This is a genomic window from Bradyrhizobium sp. WSM4874 (assembly GCF_055811835.1).
Genome location: NZ_JBVVPR010000047.1, coordinates 1 through 18,417, shown reverse-complemented (window position 1 = coordinate 18,417; position 18,417 = coordinate 1). Strand labels below are relative to the sequence as shown.

General features: G+C 62.4%; 21 protein-coding genes and 1 tRNA gene. 14 read left to right on the top strand and 8 right to left on the bottom strand.

The window, feature by feature from the left end; genetic code table 11:
• Positions 1 to 2 precede the first annotated feature (2 nt).
• The 3 genes from nusB (at position 3) to AC0L3P_RS32795 (ending at position 3,975) form a co-directional block, all read left to right on the top strand.
• The gene (gene nusB / locus AC0L3P_RS32805; RefSeq protein WP_007611091.1) at positions 3 to 500 is read left to right on the top strand and encodes a transcription antitermination factor NusB; all 498 of its coding nucleotides are present in this window, start codon (positions 3 to 5) and stop codon (positions 498 to 500) included.
• A gap of 119 nt (positions 501 to 619) precedes the next feature.
• Complete coding sequence (gene thiL, locus AC0L3P_RS32800; protein ID WP_275167857.1) at positions 620 to 1,618, top strand: thiamine-phosphate kinase; 999 nt, start codon at positions 620 to 622, stop codon at positions 1,616 to 1,618.
• Positions 1,619 to 1,854: 236 nt separating this feature from the next.
• A complete protein-coding gene (locus AC0L3P_RS32795; protein ID WP_275167856.1) occupies positions 1,855 to 3,975 on the top strand; it encodes a sodium-translocating pyrophosphatase in 2,121 nt (706 codons plus the stop codon).
• Between the two features lie 207 nt (positions 3,976 to 4,182).
• Here AC0L3P_RS32795 and AC0L3P_RS32790 read toward each other — a convergent pair whose 3' ends face one another.
• Together AC0L3P_RS32790 and AC0L3P_RS32785 are read right to left on the bottom strand one after the other, a co-directional pair.
• A complete protein-coding gene (locus tag AC0L3P_RS32790; protein ID WP_275167855.1) occupies positions 4,183 to 5,184 on the bottom strand; it encodes a Bug family tripartite tricarboxylate transporter substrate binding protein in 1,002 nt (333 codons plus the stop codon).
• 78 nt (positions 5,185 to 5,262) lie between these two features.
• Positions 5,263 to 5,748: an outer membrane protein assembly factor BamE gene (locus tag AC0L3P_RS32785; RefSeq protein WP_275167854.1), complete on the bottom strand. Its 486-nt coding sequence runs from the start codon at positions 5,746 to 5,748 to the stop codon at positions 5,263 to 5,265.
• Positions 5,749 to 5,846: 98 nt separating this feature from the next.
• Between AC0L3P_RS32785 and AC0L3P_RS32780 the strand changes: the two genes are divergently transcribed.
• From AC0L3P_RS32780 to AC0L3P_RS32735, 10 genes are all read left to right on the top strand, one after another.
• Positions 5,847 to 6,398 (top strand): ubiquinol-cytochrome C chaperone family protein, encoded by a 552-nt coding sequence (locus AC0L3P_RS32780; protein WP_275167853.1) that lies wholly within the window; start codon positions 5,847 to 5,849, stop codon positions 6,396 to 6,398.
• Complete coding sequence (locus AC0L3P_RS32775) at positions 6,395 to 6,958, top strand: YceD family protein (protein ID WP_473308404.1); 564 nt, start codon at positions 6,395 to 6,397, stop codon at positions 6,956 to 6,958. Before AC0L3P_RS32780 ends, AC0L3P_RS32775 begins: the two co-directional genes overlap by 4 nt.
• Positions 6,959 to 7,256: 298 nt before the next feature.
• Positions 7,257 to 8,318 (top strand): phosphate acyltransferase PlsX, encoded by a 1,062-nt coding sequence (gene plsX, locus AC0L3P_RS32770; RefSeq protein WP_275167851.1) that lies wholly within the window; start codon positions 7,257 to 7,259, stop codon positions 8,316 to 8,318.
• Positions 8,315 to 9,295 carry a beta-ketoacyl-ACP synthase III gene (locus AC0L3P_RS32765; protein WP_026233249.1) on the top strand — a complete coding sequence of 327 codons (981 nt, stop codon included), beginning with the start codon at positions 8,315 to 8,317 and terminating at the stop codon, positions 9,293 to 9,295. The genes plsX and AC0L3P_RS32765 overlap by 4 nt, the downstream gene beginning before the upstream one ends.
• A gap of 133 nt (positions 9,296 to 9,428) precedes the next feature.
• Positions 9,429 to 9,770, top strand: coding sequence for an integration host factor subunit alpha (locus tag AC0L3P_RS32760; protein WP_018456841.1), 342 nt, complete (start codon positions 9,429 to 9,431; stop codon positions 9,768 to 9,770).
• A 27-nt stretch (positions 9,771 to 9,797) separates the two neighbouring features.
• Complete coding sequence (locus tag AC0L3P_RS32755; protein ID WP_275167850.1) at positions 9,798 to 10,376, top strand: MerR family transcriptional regulator; 579 nt, start codon at positions 9,798 to 9,800, stop codon at positions 10,374 to 10,376.
• 109 nt (positions 10,377 to 10,485) lie between these two features.
• Positions 10,486 to 10,563, top strand: a tRNA-Pro gene (locus tag AC0L3P_RS32750).
• Between the two features lie 141 nt (positions 10,564 to 10,704).
• Positions 10,705 to 11,532: a TIGR04255 family protein gene (locus AC0L3P_RS32745; protein ID WP_473308401.1), complete on the top strand. Its 828-nt coding sequence runs from the start codon at positions 10,705 to 10,707 to the stop codon at positions 11,530 to 11,532.
• Positions 11,525 to 12,001, top strand: coding sequence for a hypothetical protein (locus tag AC0L3P_RS32740; RefSeq protein WP_473308398.1), 477 nt, complete (start codon positions 11,525 to 11,527; stop codon positions 11,999 to 12,001). Before AC0L3P_RS32745 ends, AC0L3P_RS32740 begins: the two co-directional genes overlap by 8 nt.
• 15 nt (positions 12,002 to 12,016) lie before the next feature.
• Positions 12,017 to 12,397, top strand: a complete 381-nt coding sequence (locus tag AC0L3P_RS32735; RefSeq protein WP_473308394.1) for a hypothetical protein — start codon at positions 12,017 to 12,019, stop codon at positions 12,395 to 12,397.
• 24 nt (positions 12,398 to 12,421) lie between these two features.
• Here AC0L3P_RS32735 and AC0L3P_RS32730 read toward each other — a convergent pair whose 3' ends face one another.
• From AC0L3P_RS32730 to AC0L3P_RS32720, 3 genes are read right to left on the bottom strand one after another with little or no spacing between them, the layout of a single operon-like run.
• Positions 12,422 to 13,093 (bottom strand): hypothetical protein, encoded by a 672-nt coding sequence (locus tag AC0L3P_RS32730; RefSeq protein WP_473308390.1) that lies wholly within the window; start codon positions 13,091 to 13,093, stop codon positions 12,422 to 12,424.
• Between the two features lie 5 nt (positions 13,094 to 13,098).
• Positions 13,099 to 13,857 (bottom strand): terminase large subunit domain-containing protein, encoded by a 759-nt coding sequence (locus AC0L3P_RS32725; RefSeq protein ID WP_473308387.1) that lies wholly within the window; start codon positions 13,855 to 13,857, stop codon positions 13,099 to 13,101.
• Positions 13,851 to 14,477, bottom strand: coding sequence for a hypothetical protein (locus tag AC0L3P_RS32720; RefSeq protein ID WP_473308385.1), 627 nt, complete (start codon positions 14,475 to 14,477; stop codon positions 13,851 to 13,853). The genes AC0L3P_RS32725 and AC0L3P_RS32720 overlap by 7 nt, the downstream gene beginning before the upstream one ends.
• 267 nt (positions 14,478 to 14,744) lie before the next feature.
• Here AC0L3P_RS32720 and AC0L3P_RS32715 point away from each other — a divergent pair, with 267 nt between their 5' ends.
• Positions 14,745 to 15,146: a hypothetical protein gene (locus tag AC0L3P_RS32715; RefSeq protein ID WP_473308382.1), complete on the top strand. Its 402-nt coding sequence runs from the start codon at positions 14,745 to 14,747 to the stop codon at positions 15,144 to 15,146.
• Between the two features lie 187 nt (positions 15,147 to 15,333).
• On the opposite strand, the gene AC0L3P_RS32710 is transcribed toward AC0L3P_RS32715, so the two are convergent.
• The 3 genes from AC0L3P_RS32710 to AC0L3P_RS32700 form a co-directional block, all read right to left on the bottom strand.
• A complete protein-coding gene (locus tag AC0L3P_RS32710; protein ID WP_473308378.1) occupies positions 15,334 to 17,727 on the bottom strand; it encodes a bifunctional DNA primase/polymerase in 2,394 nt (797 codons plus the stop codon).
• Between the two features lie 78 nt (positions 17,728 to 17,805).
• Entirely contained in the window at positions 17,806 to 18,036 is a 231-nt protein-coding gene (locus tag AC0L3P_RS32705) for a hypothetical protein (RefSeq protein ID WP_473308375.1), read from the bottom strand.
• Positions 18,033 to 18,203, bottom strand: coding sequence for a helix-turn-helix transcriptional regulator (locus AC0L3P_RS32700; protein WP_354095286.1), 171 nt, complete (start codon positions 18,201 to 18,203; stop codon positions 18,033 to 18,035). Before AC0L3P_RS32700 ends, AC0L3P_RS32705 begins: the two co-directional genes overlap by 4 nt.
• Positions 18,204 to 18,417: the final 214 nt, after the last annotated feature.

The following is an 18,417-nucleotide window of genomic DNA, read 5'->3' as shown; positions in this document are numbered from 1 at the left end:
TCATGGCCGATAACAACAAGAAGCCGCCGGCCGGCACGGAGAAGAAAGCGAACCGGCGCGGTGCGGCGCGGCTCGCAGCCGTGCAGGCGCTGTATCAGATGGATATCGGCGGAGCAGGCATCAACGACATTTTTGCGGAGTTCGAGAGCCACTGGCTCGGCAACGAGGTCGAGGGCGACACATATCTCCCGGCGGAAGCGGCGTTCTTCCGCGATGTCGTCTCCGGTGTCGTGCGCGACCAGAAGAAGCTCGATCCGCTGATCGACGAGGCGCTGTCGAAGGGCTGGCCGTTGAAGCGCATCGAAGCGATCCTGCGCGCGGTGCTGCGGGCAGGGGCCTACGAATTGGAACACCGCAAGGACGTGCCGGGCCGCGTCGTCGTTTCCGAATATGTCGACGTCGCCAATGCCTTCGTCGACCGCGAGGAGACCGGCATGGTCAACGCGGTGCTCGACCAGATCGGCCGGCAGTTTCGCGGTGACGAGTTCGGGCGGGGGTAGTTATGGGATCGTCATTGCGAGGAGCGTAGCGACGAAGCAATCCAGACTGTATCTCCGGAGGCAGTCTGGATTGCTTCGCTTCGCTCGCAATGACGGCGGGGAGATTACGGATCGAGCTAATGACCAGCCCGCACAATCCCTCCCCCGAAGACTCGCTCATCGCGCGCTATTTCAAGCCGCTGGCGACTGATCCCGGCGCGCTGGGGCTGGTGGACGATGCCGCCATCCTGCAGGCACTCGGCGGCGACATCGTCGTCACCACCGACGCGGTGGTGGAGGGCGTGCATTATCTTGCCAGCGATCCGCCCGATACCATCGCGCGCAAGGCGCTGCGGGTGAACCTGTCCGATCTCGCTGCCAAGGGGGCCATGCCGGCCGGGTTCGTGCTGACACTGGCGCTGCGCAGCCAGGAAGACGCCTGGCTCAGGCCGTTCGCGAACGCGCTCGGCGAGGATGCGAAAACCTTCGCCTGTCCGCTGCTCGGCGGCGATACGGTGTCGACGCCGGGGCCGCAGATGATCTCGATCACCGCCTTTGGCCGCGTACCGCAGGGGCGGATGGTCGGCCGCACCGGCGCCAAGCCGGGCGACCGTATCCTGGTCACCGGGACGATTGGCGACGCCGCGCTTGGCCTCGATGTGCTCACGGGCGGCGCGGTGGCGAATGCGCTGGCCTCCGATCCGCACGCGCGCGAGACGCTGATCTCGCGCTATCGCGTGCCGCAGCCGCGCAATGTTCTCGCGCAGGCCGTGCGTGACCATGCGACGGCTGCGATGGATGTCTCCGACGGCCTTGCCGGAGATCTGACCAAGCTCTGTGCGGCATCAGGCGTCTCGGCCACGATCGACGTGATGAGCGTGCCGCTCTCGGCCGCTGCGGCCGGCCTGATCGCGGGCAACGTCGTTTCCCTTGAAACGTTGTTTGCCGGGGGTGACGATTACGAGGTGCTGTGCACCGTTCCGCCGGCGCAAAGCGACGCGCTGATTGCCTTGGGGCGGGCGGCAGGCCTTGCCGTCACGGCCATCGGCACGATCGTCGCGGGCCATGAGCGGCCGCGCTTCCTGGACGGGCAGGGCCAGGAGCTGGTCTTGAAGCGGCTCTCCTACAGCCACTTCTAGGAAATGCTCCAAACCGGCGTCGGGACTCCCAGACCAGCCTAAATACCTGCCGAGATCGGCCTTTTCGGCCTCATCTGGCGTTGCACCCTCAATTTGATTTTGGCAAGGTCGTGACCGACTAGGGCCGCGCCTTCGGGCAAGGGGCGGCCTTTTTCAAATCAAGGCGCCGCACCGCACGACGGAAAAACAAAAGGCGCCGGGGGTACGTTCATCAAGGATCTGAGGCAAAAAATCACATGACAGCATTATGGTTGATTGTGCTCTGCGGAGTGCTTTCCGTCGTCTACGCGATCTGGGCGACGTCTTCGGTGTTGAGCGCGGATGCGGGGTCTCCGCGCATGCAGGAAATCGCGGCAGCGGTGCGCGAAGGCGCACAGGCCTACCTGCGGCGTCAGTACACCACGATCGGGATGGTCGGCATCGTCATCTTCGTGCTGCTTGCCTATTTCCTTGGGCTCTATGTCGCGATCGGTTTTGCCATCGGCGCGATCCTGTCGGGGGCGGCCGGCTTCATCGGCATGAACGTCTCGGTCCGCGCCAATGTGCGCACCGCCCAGGCGGCGACGACGTCGCTCGCAGGTGGTCTCGAGCTTGCCTTCAAGGCGGGTGCGATCACCGGCATGCTGGTTGCGGGTCTCGCGCTGCTCGGCGTGACCCTCTATTTCGGCTTCCTGGTCCATTCGCTGAAGCTTGCGCCTGACAGCCGGGTCGTCATCGACGCCATGGTGGCGCTCGGCTTCGGCGCCTCGCTGATCTCGATCTTCGCCCGTCTCGGCGGCGGCATCTTCACCAAGGGTGCGGACGTCGGCGGCGACCTCGTCGGCAAGGTCGAGGCCGGCATTCCCGAGGACGATCCGCGCAACCCGGCCACCATCGCCGACAACGTGGGCGACAATGTCGGCGACTGCGCCGGCATGGCCGCCGACCTGTTCGAAACCTATGCGGTGACCGCGGTCGCCACCATGGTCCTGGCGGCGATCTTCTTCGCCAAGACGCCGATCCTCGCCGACATGATGACGTTGCCGCTCGCCATCGGCGGCATCTGCATCATCACCTCGATCATCGGCACCTTCTTCGTGAAGCTGGGACCGAGCCAGTCGATCATGGGCGCGCTGTACAAGGGTCTGATCGCAACCGGCGTCCTGTCGCTGGTCGGCATCGCCGGCGTGATCTATTACCTGATCGGCTTCGGCAAGCTCGCCGGCGTCGATTATACCGGCATGGCGCTGTTCGAGTGCGGCGTGGTCGGCCTCGCCGTCACCGCGCTGATCATCTGGATCACCGAATACTACACCGGCACCGACTATCGTCCGGTGAAGTCGATCGCCCAGGCCTCGGTGACCGGCCACGGCACCAACGTGATCCAGGGCCTCGCCATCTCGATGGAATCGACCGCGCTTCCCGCGATCGTCATCATCGCCGGCATCCTGGTCACCCACAGCCTCGCCGGCCTGTTCGGCATCGCGATCGCGACCGCCACGATGCTTGCGCTCGCCGGCATGGTCGTCGCGCTCGACGCGTTCGGCCCAGTGACCGACAACGCGGGCGGCATTGCCGAGATGGCGGGCCTGCCGAAGGAGGTTCGCAAGTCGACCGACGCGCTCGATGCGGTCGGCAACACCACCAAGGCGGTGACCAAGGGCTACGCGATCGGCTCCGCCGGTCTCGGCGCCCTGGTGCTGTTCGCGGCCTACAATGAGGATCTCAAGTTCTTCATTGCGGACTCCGCGCACCACGCCTACTTCGCCGGCGTCAAACCGGACTTCTCGCTCAACAACCCCTACGTCGTGGTGGGCCTGTTGTTCGGCGGTCTCTTGCCGTATCTGTTCGGCGCGATGGGCATGACCGCCGTGGGCCGCGCGGCGAGCGCGATCGTCGAGGAGGTCCGCCGCCAATTCCGCGAGAAGCCGGGCATCATGCAAGGCACCGACAAGCCGGATTACGGCAAGGCGGTCGACCTTTTGACCAAGGCGGCGATCAAGGAAATGATCATCCCCTCGCTGCTTCCGGTGCTGTCACCGATCTTCGTCTACTTCGTGATCTATGCGATCGCGGGGGGCGGGGCGGCCGGCAAGTCGGCGGCGTTCTCGGCCGTGGGCGCGATGCTGCTCGGCGTGATCGTGACGGGCCTGTTCGTCGCGATCTCCATGACCTCGGGCGGCGGCGCTTGGGACAACGCCAAGAAGTACATCGAGGACGGTCATTTCGGCGGCAAGGGCAGTGACGCCCACAAGGCGGCCGTGACCGGCGACACGGTCGGCGATCCCTACAAGGACACGGCAGGTCCCGCGGTGAACCCGATGATCAAGATTACGAACATCGTGGCGCTGCTGCTGCTCGCGGTGCTCGCGCACTGAGGAGCGTCGGCCCGAAACACAAAACCCCGCGGCGAAAGCCGCGGGGTTTTTGTTTGGTGGGTTGGACGCCCTCACCACGTCATTGCGAGGAGCTCTCGCGACGACGCAATCCAGGGTCGTTCCACTAAGGAATTCTGGATTGCTTCGCTTCCGCCGTCGCTCTTCGAGCTATGGCGGACAAGTCGCTCGCAATGACGGAAGTAGCGCCTACTGCACGTCCATCTGCAGCCCTTCCTTCTGGATGATGCCGGCGAACTTCTTCGTCTCGGCGTCCACGAAGGCGGCAAACTGGTCGGGCGTACCGTAGTCGGCACGGGCGCCCATGGCCATGATGTTCTTCTTGATGTCGTCGCGCTCGAGCATCGCCTTCACTTGAAGGTTGAGCGCTTCGAGAACGGCGGGCTGCACACCCTTCGGCAGGAACACCGAGAACCACGACGAGACGTCGAAAGCCGCAAGCTCCGGCGCGCTCTCGCGCATGGTCGGCAGGTTCGGTGCGAGGTCGCTGCGCTCCGTCGTGGTGACGCAAAGGCCGGTGAGGGTGCCGTTCTGCACCTGCGGCAGGCTCGGATAGAGATTGTCGAACAGGATCTGGATGTCGCCTGCGAGCGCCGCCTGGAGCGCGGGACCGGCGCCGCGGAACGGGATATGCGTCATCTTCAGCCCGGTGAGCTGCAGGAACCAGGCGCCGGTGAGGTGAGGGCTCTGGCCGACGCCGGAGGAGGCGTAGCTGAGCTTGTCCGGATTGGCCTTGAGATACGCGACCAGCTCGGCGATCGACTTGATGCCGGTCTTGGGATGCGCCGAGACGATGTTCGGGATCCGGATCATGTTGGAGACCGGCTGGAGCTGGTCCGGCTTGTAGGTGAGGTTCTTGAAGATGCTGTAGGCGATCGCGTTCGGGCCGGGATTGCCGATCAGGATGGTATGACCGTCCGGCTTGGCGCGGACCACCTCGGCGGTGCCGATCGTGCCGCCGCCGCCGGAGCGGTTTTCCACCACGGCCGATTGGCCCCAGGCGGTCTGCAGATGCGCGGCCAGAAGCCGACCCATCACGTCGGTCGAACCGCCGGCGGCTGCCGGCACGACGAGGCGGACGTTTTCGGTGGGCTTCCAGTCCGCCAGGCTCGATCGCGGCAGGATCGCTGCGGCCGAGATGGCGGCAGCGCCGGTGAGCACGCGACGGCGGGACAGCAATTTATTGGGCACGAATCCACTCCCTGCATCTTGTTTTGCAGGAGCGTATGGAAGCGGATGCGCAACGGCAAGCCGCACGAAGCCGCAGGCTCAGTTAAAGCTGAGTAGCTTGAAGATCGGCGTGAGGTAGCTCATCTCCTGGCCCGACGTCGGAGTGGTCCGGCTGATGAAGTCGAAGATCTTGCCGTCCTGGAGGCCGTAATTCGCAAGCCGGCGCACGCGTCGGTTCTTGTCGAAATAGACCGCGATGACGCGCTGGTCGACCACCCTCTGGTTCATGAAGGCGACCATGCGCTCGGAGCGCTGCGAGATGTAATAGAACACCTCGCCGTCGAGGGTTGCGACCGTGGAGGGGGTGCCCATCACGATCAGCACCTGGTCCTGGCTCGCACCGATCGGGATCTGCTCGAGCGCGTTGGGCGGCAGGATATAGCCCTTCTGGAACTGCTCGCCGGTGCAGCCCGCAAGCGCAGCACCAACCAGGGCCGCAGCCGCGAACAGGCGCAAGCCGCGCCAACGTGCTTGAAGGCCGCGCCGCTTGTTTGCACGCAGGCTGGTCTGGTTCGTTATCGTCATAGCGGAACTGATTCCGTCCCCTTGCGTCGCGCGAGGCGCTGAAGTACCGGGCGGAGGCTCTGAATGCAACACGCGCGCGCCCGCTTGCGGAAACCACAATGCTTTGGCCGTTCAATCACTTCAGGAAACCCCGCCTAGCCTCGCCGGGCACCATTGAAGCCATCTATGGCATGATCGTGACGCAGGCGCGAGAACCCATATTTTACCGCGACTTGGGCGTGCCGGATACCGTTAACGGGCGTTTCGATCTGTTGCTGCTGCACCTCTGGCTGTTGCTGCGCCGCCTGCGCACGGTCCAGAGCGCCACCGAGCTGTCGCAGGCGCTGTTCGACCGCTTCTGCGAGGACATGGACGACAATCTGCGCGAGATGGGGATAGGCGACCAGACCGTGCCGAAGCGGATGCGGGCCTTCGGCGAGGCGTTTTACGGCCGGGTCCAGGCTTACGATCAGGCCATGGAAAGCGGCGGCGAGGCGCTGGCATCGGCAATCTGCAAGAATATCTTGAATGGGGCCGGCATGGACCAGGCGCAGCGGCTCGCGGCCTATGCCAGGGCTGCCGAGGCCGACCTCGGCCGCACCGGCGAGGCCGCACTGCTGGGTGCGTCCTTCAAGTTTCCCCCAGCGCTCCCTGAGGATGTCACGCCATGAGCCGACCGATACCAGCATCCGGGCCCGATCCCTGGCGGGTGCCCGTCATCGTTGCACAGATCCCGGACACCGGCCTGCATCGCAAGCTCGAGGCCTCGGCCGCCGAGCGGCAAGCCATGGCCGAGACGGCAGGTTTGCGCGAGGTTGTCTCGGTCCAGGCCGATTTCGATATCGTGCCGAAAAGCGGCGACCGGATCCAGGTCACGGGGCACGTCCGCGCCAGGATCGGCCAGACCTGTGTGGTCACGCTTGACCCCATGGAGAGCGAGATCGACGAGGAGGTGGACCTGATATTTGCCCCCGAGGCCGAGGTCCGCCGCCTGGCCGACCTGATGGAGGAGGGCAAGGACGATCAGGAGCAGGTCGCCGACCCGCCGGAGGCGATCGTCAATGGGATCATCGACCTCGGCCGGCTCGCCACCGACGCTCTGTTCCTGGCGGTCGATCCCTATCCGCGGAAGCCGGGGGTAGTGTTTGAGCCCGAGGTCATCGCCCCCGATCCGGAGGACCATCCCTTTGCGGTCCTGAAGGCACTCCAGGACAGAAAGAAGGACAAATAGGCGCCGTCTTCCCCGGAGGACCGCTTTGCTACGGGGCGTGAGGTGTTTGCGATGATGGTTTGAAGGGTCAAATTATCTATTTGAGTTTCATGTATTTCTTGTGAATTAGTCCGTCCGCAGCCCGATGTTCCAGAATGCAAAAGGCTGGGGGCAAGAGGTTGTTTCGGGGTAACAAAACGCTATTGTCGCGCCCCGGTCCGGGTGCGGCGTGGCGCTTGACCGACCGCCATGTTCGTGGCGAACCCATTTGCGGCCCCGCTCGTTCAAGACCGCACCAGACCAGGTTTCCAGGACTTTTATGCCAAGCAAGGTTCGCATCGCGCTTGACGCCATGGGGGGCGACGCCGGCGCCGCCGTGGTCATTCCAGGCGCCGCCATCTCGCTCCAGAGGCATCGCGAGATCGAATTCCTGCTGATCGGGGACCGCGCCAAGATCGAGCCCGAGCTCGACCGCCACCCCGCGCTGAAGGCCGCGTCGAAGATCATCCATACCGATGTCGCGGTCAGCGGGGAGGACAAGCCGAGCCAGGCGCTGCGACGCGGCCGCAGGACCTCCTCGATGTGGCTTGCCATCGATGCGGTGAAAAAGGGCGAGGCGGATGTTGCGGTGTCCGCCGGGAATACCGGCGCGCTGATGGCGATGTCGCGCTTCCACCTGCGCACGCTGCCGGGCATCGACCGTCCCGCCATCGCCGGCATGTGGCCGACCAGGCGCGGCGATTCCGTCGTTCTCGACCTCGGCGCCAGCATCGGCGGCGATACGCACCATCTGGTGTCGCTCGCCATCATGGGCGCAGCGATGGCCAGCGTGTTGTTCAACAAGACGCGTCCCACGGTCGGCCTGCTCAATATCGGGGTCGAGGAGATCAAGGGGCACGAGGAGATTCGCGAGGCCGGCGAAATCCTGCGCGCCAGGAACCTGCCCGAGCTCGACTATGTCGGCTTCGTCGAGGGCGACGGCATCGGCAAGGGGGTCGCGGACGTCATCGTGACCGAAGGCTACGCCGGCAACATCGCTTTGAAGGCCGCGGAGGGAACCGCGCGGCAGATGGCGGAATTGCTCCGCAACGAGATGAAGCGGGGCTGGCTGTCAAAGCTCGGCTATCTCTTTGCGCGCAACGCCTTTCAGGCCCTGCGCAACAAGATGGATCCGAACAAATCCAACGGCGGCGTGTTGCTGGGGTTGAACGGGATCGTGGTCAAGAGCCATGGCGGAATCAGCTCCGAAGGCTTTGCCTATGCGATCGATGTTGGCTATGAGATGGTCAAATTCGATCTCCTCAACAAGATCAATCAGATGCTCAACCGCGAAGGTGGTGCACTCAATTCCGTGCAGGCCGCGCAGGAGGCTGTTTCGTGACTCAAATTCGTTCGGTCGTGCTGGGCTGCGGCTCTTATTTGCCGGAGCAGGTGGTGACCAACGCCCAATTGGCGGCGCGCATTGACACGTCCGACGAGTGGATCGTGCAGCGCACCGGCATTCGCGAGCGGCATATCGCAGCCGAGGGCGAGTTCACCTCGCATCTGGCGCTCAAGGCCGCGCAGGCTGCGCTCGCCGATGCCGGCGTGGACGCGCAGTCGATCGACCTGATCGTGCTCGCGACCTCGACGCCTGACAACACCTTCCCCGCGAGCGCGGTCGCCGTGCAGCACGGACTCGGCATCAACCATGGCGCCGCCTTCGACCTTCAGGCGGTGTGCTCGGGCTTCGTGTTCGGGCTCGCCACCGCCGATAATTTCCTGCGCACGGGCGCCTTCAAGCGCGCGCTGGTGATCGGGGCGGAAACCTTCTCGCGCATCCTCGACTGGACCGATCGCGGCACCTGCGTGCTGTTCGGCGACGGCGCCGGCGCGGTGGTGCTGGAGGCGCAGGAGCAGCCGGGCAATGCCGCGACCGACCGCGGGATCGTGACCACGCATCTGCGCTCCGACGGCCGCCACAAGGCGAAGCTGTTCGTCGACGGCGGCCCGTCCTCGACCCAGACTGTCGGCCATCTGCGCATGGAGGGCCGCGAGGTCTTCAAGCACGCGGTCGGCATGATCACCGACGTGATCGTCGACGCCTTCAAGGCGACCGGGCTCAATGCCGATAGCATCGACTGGTTCGTGCCGCACCAGGCCAACAAGCGAATCATCGACGCGTCCGCGCACAAGCTCCATATCGCGCCGGAGAAGGTGGTGCTGACGGTGGACCTTCACGGCAACACCTCGGCGGCCTCGATCCCGCTGGCGCTGTCGGTGGCGCGCAAGGACGGCCGCATCAAGCGTGGCGACCTGGTTCTGCTCGAAGCCATGGGCGGCGGCTTCACCTGGGGCTCCGCGCTGGTGCGCTGGTAAGCCACAGTCGATAAAATTTTGCCCGAATCAGATCGGATTATCGATGCGCCTGCATTGATGAGCGCTGTTGACCGCCGTATCGTAAGCTCATAATTTCAGACAACAATTGTTCGCCGTGATGTGGGGCAGGGCGATGACCGATCAAAGTAAAACCGTAACGCGTGTCGATCTGTGCGAAGCCGTCTACCAGAAGGTGGGGCTGTCGCGCACGGAATCGTCTGCCTTCGTGGAACTCGTGCTGAAGGAGATCACCGATTGCCTTGAGAAAGGCGAGACGGTGAAACTGTCCTCGTTCGGCTCCTTCATGGTCCGCAAGAAGGGTCAGCGCATCGGTCGCAACCCCAAGACGGGCACCGAGGTGCCGATCTCGCCGCGCCGGGTCATGGTGTTCAAGCCGTCCGCGATCCTGAAGCAGCGGATCAACGCCCAGCACCGCACCAATGGCGACGCCAGCAAGGCGCAACCCGAGGCGTAATCCGCCCTCCGGATAAGGATTTGGCATTTGGACAAGGCGCCGGATGCGTTCCGAACCATCAGCGAAGTAGCGCAGGAACTCGACATTCCGCAGCACGTGCTGCGGTTCTGGGAGACCCGATTCTCCCAGATCAAGCCGATGAAGCGCAGCGGCGGCCGCCGCTATTACCGCCCCGACGACGTCGACCTGCTCAAGGGCATCCGCCGGCTGCTCTACGGGGAGGGCTACACCATCCGCGGGGTGCAGCGGATCCTGAAAGAACACGGCGTCAAATCGGTGCAGGGCCTCGCCGACAGCGCGGCCGCGGTCTCGTTCGGCGCCATCGAGGACGCCGTCGGCGCCAGCCTGATGGAGCCCGAGGAGGAGACCGGTGTCCGCGGCGCCCGCGACAGCGACGATGACGACTACCAGGGTGAGGAGGAGGAGGGCATCGACTTCCGCTTCTCCGAGACCGACGACGAGGAAATCCTCACCACCTTCCGCAAGGGCGGCACCCCCTCAGCGCCCGCCGGCCCCAGCGCCATCGACCGGGAGCGCCTCGGACGGGTGCTCGCCGAGCTCATCGCCTGCCGCGAGATGCTGGATCAGGCGCTGAAGGACGCCTGACGCCGGATCTCCTCGGCTTGGGGCCAGTTCCGGGCCTTTCGGTAGAGGCACCAAAATGGTGTGAGCTCGCCTTGCGCAAACCGGCGATCCTAGCTAATGGAACGACGTTCGGAGCGTGGCGCAGCCCGGTTAGCGCACTAGTCTGGGAGACTAGGGGTCGGAGGTTCAAATCCTCTCGCTCCGACCAATACTTAGCCGGATTTTAGGGCATCCGGTTTTCCTTCAGGGTAACGGATGGGGTAACTTTCGACTAAGCGGTCGTTCACCGTTTCTTTTGCTTTCCGGTGGCCTAGTATCGGGTCACGATATCGCTTTTCCGCTAGGGCACATGCGCAAGCTGCCAAGTTTCCAAAAACCGCCGATCGACGAGGTGGTCCTCTCGATTCAATTCGCTTCTCTGCAGCGGATGAAAAGCGCTCACGTCGGGATGTTCTGGGAAAGGGTTCAACCCAGGTTTTCCATCGTCTCTGAGCAGCCCGCCCTGCAGCCGGTCTTCGAGACGTTTGGTGGCGCTCGAACGGCGCCGGCCATCGGCTTTCAGCTGGAGGCGTTCATGACGCCGCCCATGCCGAGATACTGGTTCGAGAACGGAGAAGCAGATCTCTTGCAGGTGCAACAGGATCGGCTGCTTCGAAATTGGCGGCAGGCGCCAGATGGCAGCCGCGTTTACCCAAGGTACGAAGCAGTCCGGGATGCCTTCAGGGTGGATATGGAAGAGTTTCGGGGCTGGCTTCATTCTAAAGAATTGGGAGAGGTTATCCCGAATCAGTGCGAAGTGACCTATATCAACATCATCAGGTTGCCGGACGGGTCCAACCCCCACAACCAGTTGAACAAGATTTCGAACATTTGGTCGGAAGATCTCACGTTGCCTGCCACGCAAAGACTGGAACATTCGAATGTGCAACTCGTGAGCATTTTTGGGCACGAAGGAAAGGCAGCGGGTCGTACGTACACAACTTTCCAACCTGCATTCACTCAGAACACGTTGGAGCCGATCGTCAGGCTTGAGATCACGGTGCGCGGGAAACCGATGGGCGAGGGTATTTCCGATGCTTTCGATTTTTTGGACATAGCAAGAGCAGAAGTAGTGAATACATTTGCATCTATAACCACTCGTGAGATGCACCAATTTTGGGGAAGAATCGATGGCTAGCTCTAGCGCTCGCGCTATTCTCCACGACGACGACATTGGCGCCACGTCTCATCGTGCATCCAACTTCCCGAAGTTTGCGCAGGCGTTTGACGCGCAGCCAGAACGCAAGTGGCAAACCGAAGTGCAGAAGCAATTATTGAGCTATGCCAAGCTTCAGCGCGGCTGGGACACTTACAATGCTCCTCCTATCGGATGGGATGCTGGATTGTTCGCGCTCTCCGTACTGAACGACTTCATGCGCCCTCGTACTCCGATTCCGCAGGTTGTGCCTTCAACGGCGGGCGGGGTGCAATTGGAGTGGCATCAAAAAGGCGTCGACCTCGAGCTTCATATCACCGGACCCTATCAGTGCGAGCTATGGTTCAGGGATCATCGCGCGCCCGATGAAAATCCCATGGAGTTGGAATTGACTGCTCCGGACGATTACGAAGCGCTGCGAAAGCCGTTCGATCTACTGACCAAACGGTAGCAGAACCAACCGAAAATGGCCGACGTTGACGACGGATCGATCGCGAATGAGCACGGTCTGCTTCGCCGTGTTCGACCGGATCAGGTCGTCGACGACGAAAACCTGGGCTTGCGTAGGCCGTCAACGGCCGCATTCAAGGATCCGGAGTTGTCAGCCGACTGCGAGCACATCCTTGCTCAAAGCGGGTTCGACTGGCAGTTTTCACTTAAGGGATACGCGGGCTATTCGCTCGCACGATTTGAGGCGGGAAGCGCTAGGCAACTCGGTCTCCCGGTTCTCCACAAGCCCCTCGAAAACAACAATTCTCATACCGAAGTTCACGGGAAAAAGACTCGTGGTACGGCCAATTCGCTCATAGACGCTTGCTCATGGGTTCATTTGGAGCCGCGCAAATGAGCCTGTTTGCACCGTGTACTGTCTCTAGATCAGAAACGGCTGCCGGCTAGTCGTCGGCCTGTTCGTAGCAATGAACAGCGCGATGCAGATCGCCAGGATCAGGTCGTCATGCGCGCCCGATCGCGCATTGTAGGTGACACGGCCGCTTTCCGACACCTTGCGGCCGAAGTCTCGCAGTTCGTCCTTAAGCGCCGCCGACTCCATGAGATCAGCGGCGATCTTGAGTTCGCCACTGTGCATGCGCGATTCCAGGCCAGAGACGAGAAATCCTTTCGGCACATGGTGCGTGTTGCCGCCGTTCATGGTCACTTCGTTGCCGGCGGTGATCAGAACTTTTTGCGGCCGCAAACCGGCCCGTTCGAACTGATCCGCGACGGGGCGGCCGCAACCGGTGAAGTCCAGCGCGAACGTTGCGCCGACCAGGGGTTCACGCCCCAACAGATTCGCCACGTGCTCAATTTGCTGCGGATACGGCATCCCGAGTGGCAACCGCTCTAAATGCCGAACTAAAAACCGTTCACCCTTGGTCTGGCGCAGCACACGGTTCTTATCGTCGCGCACGTGGTCGCCAGGGATGACCTTGTAATTGAGCGCACAGATGGCGCTCGGGTCGATGGACTGGCCAACGTCGAGACCCACGATCCATTCGTCGCGCGCGCGCACGTCGGTGCGGCGCCAGCCGGACGGGTCGACCATCGTAGTCATTTCCATAACGGCCTCACTTGCGGGTCAAACATCATTTCCACCAAGCTCGAATTGAACGCAGCGATGTCGGAGTCGAGGAATTCGCAAAGGTACTCTTCACGGAACTTCGTCTCTCCAAGGTTCTTGCGCTCGCGCGCGAGGAATTCGGGCGTGATGCGATCGCAGGATCCGAGTTCGACGTGGATGCGGTGCCAGTCTGGATCGTTGCTGGTCCACGTCTCGTAAAAGACGCCACGCTTGCCTTTGGGGGTCGACAAATAGACGAGCTGGCCGCGGGTGTTGGTCGCGAGCATGGGCCGGACCGCGGTAATCAGCGCGTCAGAGCACCGGGACGTTTCGTCGATAATCGCCAGGCGCACGTTGGCCAGGCCGCGGAGCGTGTCGCCGTCATTGTCACCGGGGAGCGCCAGGATGCGGCTTTTGTTCTCAAGCTCGATGCGGCGTGCTGCGTCGCCGATCAGCGCTGGGGCATTCTCGACACGGCCGTAGGCGGAGCGCGCCCGGCGCACGAACTCGTCGGACAGCCGCTGCGCCGGCGACACAATCAGCACCAGGCTGTCGGGCTCGGCGGTGGCAACGGACAGCGCCTTCATCACGGCCGCCTCCGTTTTCCCGTGCTGCCGGGGAATGAGCATAGCGACCTGGGGCGCATTGGAGCGGACGAAGTCGGCCTGCCACGGGTCGAGATCAATGTCCGCGTCCTGTGCAAGCAACGCGGGATCCAGCGCGCGCGCCATGTCGGCGGCCATCAGCATGGGGGCGGCACCGGGCAGGGCGGTACGACAGGCTTGGCCTCGATGAGCAGTGGCGGCTTGCCGGCGCGCTGCGTGATCGAGGCGGCCGCATCGGTCTCCAACCTGTGCAGGGCGGCTCCAATGGCCTGTGCTGCGGCGGGGAAGGGACGTACTGCGTTCACGATCGCCTGGCGCACGGCCAGGTAGTCGGCGCTGATCAGAAGCGACGTCGACCGCACGTCGTGGCGCTGCACGATCATGCCCAAGAGCTTGCCGACCAGGGCCAGGTTTGCGGTGATGGCGCCTTCGGCACTGATGGCCGCTTTGATGTCGCCAAAGTCGATCGCAGTGGACACATGCTGTTGCAGGCGGGCGCGCTGGTGCACGAGCTGGGACAGCAAGCTTTCCTGCTCGCTCGCCTGTAGCGCGTCTAGGTCGATGTCGGTGGGTTTCTGCGCGGTTAGGATTGCGGCGCGCATTGCGGGGCTAACGTGGTTGGCAGCGTGCCGGCCGACCGCATCGGCGCTGAGGTTGAAGCGGCGGGCGAGGGCGTTATGCGCGATGCCGTGCGCAAGCCCAATTTCGATTTGGTGGCGGTGCTTGGAATTGCAGACGCTACACTTCGGGCCGGTCTTGCCCATTACTCAACTCACCTGCGATTTGGCCGCGCGGATTCGCGTTTCGATACCCCGATGTTTACCCCAGTATACCAAAGAATCCGTGAATCACCTAAAGTGCTGCAATTCGCGTAACACAACGTAACGGAGCACTAGTCAGTAGAACTAGAGCGCCACAATTTCAGCGAGCGAGGGCGCTGCGATTCGGTGCGAAAGAGCGCGCGGATTCAACAACGTCGTTGCGTTGAAGGGAGCTTCGACACTGTGCTACTTTGGGCGGGGGGATTTAGCATGGCCGAGTCTGATGATGGTTGGGGGACGATATCCCTGTTGGCTATAGGGGCAGTGTCATTCTTTCTGTTCTCCAATAATAGCTGGAGCAATTCACTTTGGTACGCCACTCAATACGGCGTGGGATTTGACAAGGTCAAAACCGACGACAAACCTACCGATTGCGACTTCATGCATTCCCCGCTGGGCAACAAGGACTGCACTTGGAAGGCGCACGTGAAAGTTTACAACACCGACGGTGAGTTAGTCGCGGGCGAGGGCGCCCCAAAGTATGGGCGTGATACCAACACGGGCAAGCCGATCCTCTCATACGATGGTGGCAAGAACTGGGACTGGTATTTCGGCACGAATGCCCCTGACCCAAAGCCGAAAACTGTGCGCGTCTATTGGGTCAAGGAATAGTTTTCAGCAAGCCACAGCCTGGTTCGGACAAGCATTCTCCACTGACGCCGTACCCCGGGCAGTTGGGCGCGGTGGGCGCGGTTTCTCTTGTGCTCTATTTTGTATGTTTCTTCCCTGTCTACACATTAGTGAACTCAGATTCTGACAACATAAAAAACCGTGCCCACCGCGCCCAACCCGCCCAGCCTTATTGTCTCAGCGGTATCGGCGGCGGGACTTCTGCAGTCGCACTCAGCAACCGAGCAGCAGCCAAGCGGCCGGCCTCCGTCAGCTCCTGCCGGGCATAGATCGTTGTTTTGCAACCAGGCATGCGCCAGCGGCCGCCACTATCGCGCGCCTCGGGGTTCGTGACGGCCACATAGCCGCATTCCGCCAGCCGCTTCGGGATCGCCCGGCGAAGCTTAGCGTCTTCGAACAGCAACCGCAGTTGACTGTCACCGGGTGTGCGCGCCTTGACCATCTGAAGCGTCAGCGCTTCGGGCTTGCCCATGCTTTCGATCACGTCGGTCAGGTCGCCGCTCTCGGGGGCTACGCCGGCCGCGACGACCATGTGCCATGCTGCCGTTTTCGGCGGGGGCGCCTTCGCATTGAACGCGGCAAGGTCCAGATTGGCTAGGTAGTGCGCAACGGCCTCGTTCCCGCCATTCTCGAACCAAGCATTGATGTCGTCCCAATAGGCCGGCGTAAAATCCTCCTGAGTTCGGGTCGAGACGCAAACGAAATGCCGGCGGTCGTCCGGCGCCAGGTACAGCGCGTCGAGATGATTCGACGTCATGACCACGCCGCAGACGTTCGCAGCCGCATACTGCGGGACATGCTTGGTGTTGATCCGGTGGGCTTCCGGAGGGTTGGTAATCACGTCCTTGGTGGCGTCATAGAACCCGTATCGGGACTCGCCGCCGAGGTCGTGCGCTTCGTTGATCCGGAGGATGACCGACTGCAAATAGTCGTTCCATTCCGAATTGAAGAACGTCTTTGCGGTGATCTGCTTGAAGTTCTGCGGACCAATCGCGGTGATGGCCGGCTTTAGGATGGTGTCTTTGCCGATGCCCTGCGAACCGATGAAAACGAGGGCATGATTCACCTTCTCGCCAGGCCGCTGCACGCGGTGAGCCAGCCACATGACAATGTGATCCGCTTCCCCCGGATAGATTGCCTCGATATGGTGCAGCCATTTCGAAACGTCGCCCTCGATGTGCTCGACGTGCGGCGGGACGTAACGATTGAACGTCCGGTCACCGCGGCTGCAGATCCACCCGTCATTCGTTAGAACCCGGTCCTCGATGATCTTTGGTTCTCCCGGCGCCCAACCCATCGACTTCACAAACCGATGCTGCGAAAGCCATGTGCTCGCGAGTGCTCCCGGCCCTTCGGTTTTCATGGCGTCCTTGACGCGGCCGATGTGCTTGTCGACGCTTGCGGAGTTGAATAGCTCGCCGGTGCGCTCATAAATCATTCTGCCCGACGGCAGATGCGCCCAATAATCATTTAGGGCGTTCGCCTGATCAATCGGCAGCTCCGGATGATTGGGGAGCGGCCCGAGAAGTGATGCTTGGTATTGCTCGCGTTCCCGTTTGTGCCGTTCGATAATTTCCGCGGGAATGGGAAACGAAACAGGACAGCTCGGCGGCTGCGGGCATCCGAACGCACTCCCGAACATCCACGTCGTGTCGCGCTTCAACAGAGCGGGCAACGTCTCAAGGTTCTCGCCTTCGGTCTTGAAGTCGGCAGGATTCCACCACCGACGGGTGACCGTGTCGTGCTGTTCTTCCCAAGACATCGCCAGGAAGGCCTTTAGACCGTCTTCACCGGGGAAGCTCAACTTGATCCGCTTGCCGATCGAGATCCATTCGTCGTTGCCGAGCGTCTCCGCGCCGCTCGTCCAGCGCTCGACCTTTTTGCCGATCCACCAGCAGAGCTGGTCGTAACGAATGCCGTCGTGCGACACGCCCCCGACTGCATTGGGCACCGGCCCGGTGACTAAGCCGGCTTCGGATCTTTTCAGAACGGCGAACAGCGGCGCTGTCTTTTCGCTGTAGGCGTTGGGCGGGGGCGCATCGGCCGCAAGTAGATACGGACGACCACCGAATTGCGAGCCGGGCGCGACGTTGTAAGCGCGATTGCGGATTGAAATGCGCTCCCGATCTTCCTCCCCGGACCTCAGCGTGCGGAAGTGAGAAACCTTAATGGATTCGTGGCCGCGGTGTTTGTGCGGATCGAAATCGGTCGGGCACTGGAAAGCAAAATGCCAGCCGCCATTTGGCGAGTGGCCGTAGGGCACGGGAAGTTCTATGCCGATCTCCGCGCACCACGCGGCGAACTGCGCCCATGCCTGATCGCGATCGCCGTGGGCGTCGACGTCAATCAGGACGAGACCGGACAAGCAGGCGCTAATCCCGAGCTGATGTCCCTGCGCTCGCCAGGTGTGCCAGTCTGCCGCGCTCGTGGTCGCGTCGTAGAAGCCGTTCTCGCACGCCGGCGTTTTTGTGTCGGCCCGAAGTGGAAACAACGCCAGCCGGTGTTGCTGGGCGTAATCGAAGAACGTTGCGAAATTGACGGTAGTGCTGTATGTGTTGTGCATCGATTGCGCCCTCCAACGGCGCGGTCATGTGAATGCAGAGCCCGGCGCGTGCCACCGCGTTGGGCTCTTTTCGTTTTGTCAGCGCACGATTGGCGGCGGCGGGGGATATTTGGGCGGCAACGTCTTTGCCGACCAAGGCAACGGATGGCTGCGGCAGAATTCGAGCCAATCCAGATTTTCGACCAGTTCCTTGCAGCGCGTTCGCCACGCCGTCGGCTCCACCACGATTTCCGTCCGGTACCGCTCGACGTGCTCCCGGAGCAACGTGTAAGCGTGCTCGCAAGCTTGGTTGACCTCGTTGTTGCTCATGCCGGAATAGACTCATGTGCCGCCAGCCAATCTGCTGCGGCGGCTTCGCTGATGCGGGTACACTTCCCGATCTTCACGACGCGCGGCCCTTTGCCTTCCGCGCATCGCCGGTAAAACGTGGCCCGGTGGATACGATACCGCCGGCAGAACTCTTCGACTGTCAGCATGGGGTGAGACCTCCATTCGTTGAACGCAAAAAATCCCGCCGCAGGCAATCAAGCCTTTGGCGGGTTCGTCACGGTGCAGATGATGCGCCCGATTCCTAAAAAGTCGCTTAACGTCGCGGGTTGGCGCGCCAACTACTTAGTCGTCCGTTAAGAAGCCGAATTGAGCGGGAGCGGACAGGCAAGCGTATGCGATAGCTGGATCAGGAAGAGGCAC

Coding starts and splice junctions, on each gene's coding strand:
- AC0L3P_RS32785 (WP_275167854.1), bottom strand. CDS start 5,748: ATGACGATAACGAACCAGACCAGCCTGCGTGCAAACAAGCGGCGCGGC.
- AC0L3P_RS32795 (WP_275167856.1), top strand. CDS start 1,855: ATGACAGCATTATGGTTGATTGTGCTCTGCGGAGTGCTTTCCGTCGTC.
- AC0L3P_RS32775 (WP_473308404.1), top strand. CDS start 6,395: ATGAGCCGACCGATACCAGCATCCGGGCCCGATCCCTGGCGGGTGCCC.
- AC0L3P_RS32715 (WP_473308382.1), top strand. CDS start 14,745: ATGGCCGAGTCTGATGATGGTTGGGGGACGATATCCCTGTTGGCTATA.
- AC0L3P_RS32730 (WP_473308390.1), bottom strand. CDS start 13,093: ATGGTCGACCCGTCCGGCTGGCGCCGCACCGACGTGCGCGCGCGCGAC.
- AC0L3P_RS32700 (WP_354095286.1), bottom strand. CDS start 18,203: ATGCTGACAGTCGAAGAGTTCTGCCGGCGGTATCGTATCCACCGGGCC.
- AC0L3P_RS32760 (WP_018456841.1), top strand. CDS start 9,429: ATGACCGATCAAAGTAAAACCGTAACGCGTGTCGATCTGTGCGAAGCC.
- AC0L3P_RS32710 (WP_473308378.1), bottom strand. CDS start 17,727: ATGCACAACACATACAGCACTACCGTCAATTTCGCAACGTTCTTCGAT.
- AC0L3P_RS32705 (WP_473308375.1), bottom strand. CDS start 18,036: ATGAGCAACAACGAGGTCAACCAAGCTTGCGAGCACGCTTACACGTTG.
- AC0L3P_RS32720 (WP_473308385.1), bottom strand. CDS start 14,477: ATGGGCAAGACCGGCCCGAAGTGTAGCGTCTGCAATTCCAAGCACCGC.
- AC0L3P_RS32745 (WP_473308401.1), top strand. CDS start 10,705: ATGCGCAAGCTGCCAAGTTTCCAAAAACCGCCGATCGACGAGGTGGTC.
- thiL (WP_275167857.1), top strand. CDS start 620: ATGACCAGCCCGCACAATCCCTCCCCCGAAGACTCGCTCATCGCGCGC.
- AC0L3P_RS32780 (WP_275167853.1), top strand. CDS start 5,847: ATGCTTTGGCCGTTCAATCACTTCAGGAAACCCCGCCTAGCCTCGCCG.
- nusB (WP_007611091.1), top strand. CDS start 3: ATGGCCGATAACAACAAGAAGCCGCCGGCCGGCACGGAGAAGAAAGCG.
- plsX (WP_275167851.1), top strand. CDS start 7,257: ATGCCAAGCAAGGTTCGCATCGCGCTTGACGCCATGGGGGGCGACGCC.
- AC0L3P_RS32735 (WP_473308394.1), top strand. CDS start 12,017: ATGGCCGACGTTGACGACGGATCGATCGCGAATGAGCACGGTCTGCTT.
- AC0L3P_RS32740 (WP_473308398.1), top strand. CDS start 11,525: ATGGCTAGCTCTAGCGCTCGCGCTATTCTCCACGACGACGACATTGGC.
- AC0L3P_RS32725 (WP_473308387.1), bottom strand. CDS start 13,857: ATGCTGATGGCCGCCGACATGGCGCGCGCGCTGGATCCCGCGTTGCTT.